The 6,748-nt window shown below is 68.9% G+C and carries 2 protein-coding genes; both read left to right on the top strand.

The window, feature by feature from the left end; all coding sequences use genetic code 11:
* The first annotated feature begins 86 nt into the window (after positions 1 to 86).
* A complete protein-coding gene (locus CHC09_RS44645; RefSeq protein ID WP_342352374.1) occupies positions 87 to 5,282 on the top strand; it encodes an amino acid adenylation domain-containing protein in 5,196 nt (1,731 codons plus the stop codon).
* A 1-nt stretch (position 5,283) separates the two neighbouring features.
* Positions 5,284 to 6,748: condensation domain-containing protein (locus CHC09_RS44640; RefSeq protein ID WP_244911635.1), on the top strand; the 1,465-nt coding region annotated here is incomplete at its 3' end.

The following is a 6,748-nucleotide window of genomic DNA, read 5'->3' as shown; positions in this document are numbered from 1 at the left end:
GTTATGTGGGTCGGCCGGGGTTGACGGCGCAGCGGTTTGTGGCTGATCCGTTTGGTGGGGGCCGGTTGTATCGCACGGGTGACCGGGTGAAGTGGGCTGCCAGCGGTGAGTTGGTGTTCGCTGGGCGCGCTGATGAGCAGGTCAAGGTGCGTGGGTTCCGGGTCGAGCCGGGTGAGGTCGAGGCGGTGCTGGCCGGGCATGAAGCGGTGGCGCAGGCTGCGGTGATCGTGCGGGAGGACCGGCCCGGCGACAAGCGCCTGGTGGGTTACCTGGTTGCTGCGGGTGACGAGTTGGACGTGGCCGCGGTGCGGGAGTTCGCTGCCGAACGGTTGCCGGATTACATGCTGCCCATCCTGACCGTGCTGGACAGCCTGCCGGTGACAGTGAACGGCAAACTCGACCGGGCTGCCCTGCCGGCTCCGGACCTGCCCACTGCCGGCCGGGCCGCGGCGACCGCTGCGGAGGAGATCCTGTGTGGCCTGTTTGCGGAGATTCTCGGTGTGGAGTCGGTGCCGGCGGATGTGTCGTTCTTCGAACTCGGTGGTGATTCGCTGTCGGCGATGCGGCTCATCGCTCGGATTCGTTCGGTGTTCGAGAGTGAGGTCAGTGTCCGGGGCTTGTTCACGGCTCCGACGGTGGCTGGGGTGGCCGAGCAGATCGCGGCGGCGGCCGGTACGGCGCGGAGGGCTCTGACCGCTGGTGAGCGTCCGGCGGTGTTGCCGTTGTCGTACGGCCAGCAGCGGATGTGGTTCCTGAACCGGATCGAGGACGCCGGTCAGAGCGTGGCCTACAACATGCCGATGGCGCTGCGGATCTCCGGTGATCTGGACGTGGCCGCGCTCGAGGCTGCCTTGGGTGATGTCGCCGACCGCCATGAAGTGCTTCGCACGATCTATCCCGAGGTGAATGGGGTGGCGTGCCAGCAGATCCTGGAGGGTGCCGCCGGTCGGCCGTCGCTGCTGGTCAGCGAGGTTGCTGAGAGTGATGTTTCGTCGGTGGTGGCGGCGTTCTTCGGTCGTGGCTTTGACTTGAGTGTCGAGTTGCCGTGGCGGACTCGTCTGCTGGCGGTGGCGCCGGGTGAGTTCGTGCTGGCGATCGTCGCGCATCACATCGCGTTGGACGGTTGGTCGATGGGTGTGCTGACCCGGGATCTGCGGGCGGCTTATACGGCCCGCCGTCAGGGTCAGGCCCCGGCCTGGAGCAGTCTGGACGTGCAGTACGCCGATTACGCCCTGTGGCAGCGCGAGGTTCTGGGTGATCTGGATGACGAGTCGAGCCTGATCGCGGGCCAGTTGCGTCATTGGCGGGAGGCTCTGTCGGGTGCCCCGCAGGAGCTGGCGTTGCCGTTCGACCGGCAGCGTCCGGCTATCCCGTCGATGCGGGGTGCCGCGGTGGATCTGTCCGTCGACGCGGGGACGCATGCGCGGTTGGTCGAGTTGGCGCAGCGCAGCGGTTCGACCATGTTCATGGTGGCGCACGCCGCGCTGGCGGTGCTGTTGTCGCGGGTTGGCGCGGGCTTCGACATTCCGTTGGGTACGTCGGTGGCGGGTCGTGGTGACGCGGCACTGGACGATCTGGTCGGTTTCTTCGTCAACACGCTGGTGTTGCGTACCGATCTGTCCGGCGATCCGACCTTCACCGAGTTGCTGGCTCGGGTGCGGGAGACAGATCTGGCGGCGTATGCGAACCAGGAGGTGCCGTTTGAGCGGCTGGTTGATGAGCTGAGCCCGGTGCGGTCGTTGGCGCACAACCCGCTGTTCCAGGTCATGTTCGTGGTGCAGAACCTGCCCCAGGGCTCGGGCGGCGGCTGGGACCTTCCCGACGTGCTGGTACAGCCGGCGGCTCAGGACGCCGAGCAGCACGCCGCGAAGTTCGACCTGACCGTGACCTTTGAGGAACGCCGCGACGAGGGCGGCCGCCCGGCCGGAATCAACGGCGGCATCCTGTACGCCACGGATCTGTTCGACGAGTCGACGGCCCGTTCGCTGGCTGACCGTCTGGTCGCGGTGCTGACGCAGGTGGCCGCGGATCCGCAGCTCACGCTCAGTCAGGTCGATGTGCTGACCGGCGCCGAGCGCGATTTGGTGACGCGGGAGTGGAACGACACCGCAGTGCCGGTAGCGGCCGTGTCGGTTCCAGAGCTGATCCAGCGGTGGGTGACGGAGACCCCGGATGCGGTCGCGGTGCGTGACGGTGGTGGCCGGTCGTTGACGTATGGGCAGTTGGACGAATGGTCACAAGGGGTCGCTTCCGGACTACGGTCTGCGGGTGTGAACCGTGGTGACCGGGTCGGGTTGTGCCTGCCGCGGAGTGTGGAGATGGTCGCGGCGATGCTGGGTGTGTGGCGGGTGGGTGCGGCGTTCGTGCCGCTGGACCCGCAGCTTCCGGCGGCGCGGCGGGAGTTTATGACCGTCGACGGTGGCACGTCGCTGGTGCTCTCCGACTGGGATCGCTCCTGGGAATCGGGTGCCGATGTCCAGGCAGCCCAGTTGGATGGCCGTGATCTGGCGTACGTGATCTACACGTCGGGTTCGACCGGGACGCCGAAGGGTGTCGCGGTGGCACATGCGGGTGTCGCGAGCCTGGCGCAGGTGATGGCCCCCGTTCTTGACGTTTCCGCAGGCACTGCCGCGTTGCAGTTCGCGTCGTTCAGTTTCGACGCTTCGGTGCTGGACGTGGTCACAGTCCTCGGCGCTGGCGGCAGTCTCGTGATCGCCGATGGCGAGCAGCGGCAGGATATGGCCGCGTTGTCGCGGCTGGTCCGGGACGCGAATGTCCAGGTGGCCAGTGTGGTGCCGTCGCTGCTGGCAGCGTTGGATCCGGCGCAGGTGGCGGGGATCCGCCGGTGGGTGCTGGGTGCGGAGTTTTTGAGTGCGGATCTGGCGTCGCGGTGGTCGGCGGGTTCGCAGGTGTGGAACACCTACGGTCCGACCGAGGCCACGGTGATCACGACCGCGGCGCCGGTGACGCTGCCGGTGGCGGGTGCGGGTCCGTCGATGGGCCGGCCGATCGGCAATGCGCGGGTGCTGGTGCTGGACGAGTTCCTGCAGCCGGTCCCGGTGGGCGTGGTCGGCGAGGTATACATCGGTGGTCTCGGCCTGGCCCGGGGCTACGTGAACCGTCCGGATCTGACCGCGCACCGGTTCGTGGCCGATCCCTCGGGTGTCGGTGGCCGGTTGTATCGCAGTGGTGACCTGGCCCGCTGGGACAGCGAAGGGTTGCTGCACTTCGCCGGTCGCTCGGACGAGCAGGTGAAGATCCGTGGATTCCGGATCGAACCCGCCGAGGTCCAGGCGGTGCTGCAACAGCATCCGGAGGTCGCGCAAGCCGCCGTCGTGGCCCGTGACAACCAGCTGATCGGCTACCTGGTCGCCGCCAGCAACGAGCTGGACGTAGCCGCGGTGCGGGAGTTCGCCGCCGGCCGGCTGCCGGAATACATGCTGCCCACGCTGCTCGTGCTCGACACGCTGCCGCTGAACGCCAACGGCAAACTCGACCAGGCCGCCCTGCCGGCCCCGGACCTGCCGACCACGGGCCGGGCCGCCGCGACCGCGACCGAGGAGATCCTGTGCGAGCTGTTCGCGGAGATCCTCGGGATCGAGTCGGTGCCCGCCGACGCGTCGTTCTTCGAACTCGGCGGCGACTCCATCATGTCCATGCTCCTGGTCTCCCGCGCCCGCCGGGCCGGCCTGACCATCACCGCCCGCAACATCTTCGAGCACCGCACACCCGCCGCTCTGGCCACCGTCGCCACCACCGAAGACCACGCCACCACCGGCGAGCCCGGCACCGGCGACATCCCCCTCACCCCGGTCATGCACGAACTGCTGCACCGGGCCGGTGACCACCTCGACCAGGTCTACCAGTCCACTGTCGTCGTCACCCCCGCCGGCCTCGACCTCGACACCCTCACCGCCTCACTGCAGGCGCTCGTCGACCACCACGACATGCTCCGAGCAACCCTCCACACCGACCGCCTCACCGTCCCCGAACCCGGCATCGTGAACGCCGGGGAGTGGACCGAGCGCGTCGACGCGGCCGGGATCGACGGCGAGGAGTTCGACGACCTGATCGACAGGCACCTGCGGGAGGCGGCCGAGCGCCTGGATCCGCGGAACGGGGTGATGGCACAGTTCGTCTGGTTCGACCGCGGACCGGACGTCCAGGGCCGGCTCCAACTGGTGGTCCACCACCTGGTCATGGACGCGGTCTCGTGGCGTTTCCTGGTGCCGGATCTGGCTGAGGCGTACACCACGCTGGCCGCCGGCCGGGAGGTCGCGCTGCAACCCGTACCGACATCGTTCCGGCATTGGTCGCGTGCGCTGACCGCGCAGGCCGGCAGCCCCGAGCGACGGGCCGAACTACCGCACTGGCTCGAAACGCTGCGCGACCCGGACCCGGCGATCACGGTTCAGCCAGTCGATCCGGCTCGCGACACCGGCGCGACGATGCGACAGATGTCGCTGCGCCTTCCCACGGATGTCACGACCTCGCTGCTGACCACGGTTCCCACGGCCTTCCACGCGGGCGTCGAGGACATCCTGCTGACCGGGTTCGCGGCGGCGATCGGGGAGTGGCGGCGGACGCAGGGCCGGAAGTCGCGGGGCGTTCTGGTGGATCTCGAAGGCCACGGCCGGGTTCCGCTCGGCGACGGTGTCGAACTCTCCCGTACCGCGGGCTGGTTCACCAACAGCTATCCGGTGCGGCTCGATCCCGGCGCCACGGACTTCGCCGGTCTGCGGGCCGGCCGACCGGTTGCCGGCCAGGCGGTGAAGCGGGTGAAGGAACAGCTGCGTGCCACGCCGGACGACGGGCTCGGGTACGGCATGCTGCGCCACCTCAACGCGGAGACGTCCACCGAGCTGGACGGCCTGCGGAGTGCACAGATCGGGTTCAACTATCTCGGCCGCTTCAGTGACAACGCCGACGGGCCGGACGGCCGGCAGCGGGACTGGCAACCGACCGCCGGAGGCCGGGGCGGAGGCGGAACCGGGAACGACATCCCGGTCATGCACCCCCTCGAGGCCATGGGAGTGGTCCGGGACCTGTCTGAGGGCCCGCACCTGTCGCTGGTTCTCTCCTGGGCCGCGGACCTGATGGAGGAACCGACGATCCGGGAGCTCCTGGACCTCTGGGCGTCGGCTCTGACCGGCCTGGTCATCCACACCGCGGACACCGGAAACGGCGGTTACACGCCGTCCGACTTCCCCCTGGTCGACCTGAGCCAGGACGAGTTGGACGACTTCGAAGCGGCGGCCAAGCAGATCGAGGAAGGAGCATGACATGGGGGACTCCCCGCTGATCGGCATCTGGCCGCTGACACCCTTGCAGGAGGGCATCCTCTTCCACGCCCTCGCGGATGAGCAGGGCACCGACGTCTACGTCGAACAACTCGTGATCGACCTGGACGGTACGGTCGACGCGGCCGCGTTGCGGGCCTCCTGGCAGGCGCTCATCGACCGGCACGAGAACCTGCGTGCGGGATTCCAGCGCCGAGCCAACGGCGCCCCCGTGCAGGTGATCATGCGGAACGCGGTGCTGCCGTGGCGCGAGGTCGACCTGTCGCATTTGCCGGAGGACGAGGCGCTGGCCGAGGCGGAGCGGATCGGTATCGAGGACCGGGCGCGACGGTTCGACATGGCGGTGCCGCCGCTGGTCCGCATCATGCTGGTCAAGCTCACGGACGCGCGCTACCAGATGCTGTTCACGCTTCATCACATCCTGCTGGACGGCTGGTCACTGCCGGTTCTCATGCGTGAGCTGTGGTCCACCTACGAGGCGGGCGGCGACGCGAAGGACCTTCTCCCGGTGACGCCGTACCGCTCCTATCTGGCCTGGCTGGGTCAGCAGGACCGGGACGCCGCGCTGGACCGGTGGCGGGAGGCTCTGGCCGGCGTCACCGAGCCGACCCTGATCGCACCGGCGACCCGCGGTGCCGCACCGGCACTGTCCCAGCCGATCGCGGCGGAGGCGAGCCCGGAGCTCAACGCCGCCCTGCGCGAGCTCACCCGGGCGCGCGGCCTGACCTTGAACACCGTCGTCCAGGGTGCCTGGGGATTCGTCGTCTCGCTGCTGACCGGCCGGAACGACGTGGTGTTCGGCTCGACGGTGGCGGGGCGCCCGTCCGAACTGCCCGGCATGGACAACATGCTGGGCCTGTTCATCAACACCCTGCCGGTCCGGGTCCGGCTCGACCCGTCGCAGACCGCCGGTGACATGCTGGCGGAACTCCAGGCGCAGCAGACGGCCCTGATGGACCACCAGTACGTGAGTCTCACGGACATCCAGCGTGCCGCTGGCCAGGGCACGGTCTTCGACACCATGATGGCGTTCGAGAACTTCGGCGCCGGCGCCACGGCCGGCGCTCAGGAACCACCGGAGGGCCGGCCGCCGACACCCGAGCCGGGCGGCGTACGCGTCTCCGGGCTGAGCGGACGCGAGTCCACAAACTACCCGCTCGGTCTCGTGGCCGGCCCGAAGGGCGGTCTGAGCCTGCGACTGAACTACCGGCCCGACCTGTTCTCCGCCACGACCGCTCAGGGACTCGTGGATCTGCTGCTGCGAATCCTCGAGCAGATGGCGACGAACCCGTCGATGCGGCTCGGTCAGATCGAGGTGCTGGGCATGGCGGAGCGTGAACGGCTTCTCGAGGCGTGGAATGCGACGTCGCGGCCGGTTCCGGTGGGGTCGTTGGCCGATTTGTTTGCTGCTCAGGTGCGGTTGTCGCCGGATGCGGTGGCGTTGATCG

Origin of the sequence: Actinoplanes regularis, assembly GCF_900188005.1 — a bacterium.
GTDB classification, from domain to species: Bacteria; Actinomycetota; Actinomycetes; order Mycobacteriales; family Micromonosporaceae; genus Actinoplanes; species Actinoplanes regularis.
This window is presented reverse-complemented; position numbering and strand designations above follow the sequence as displayed.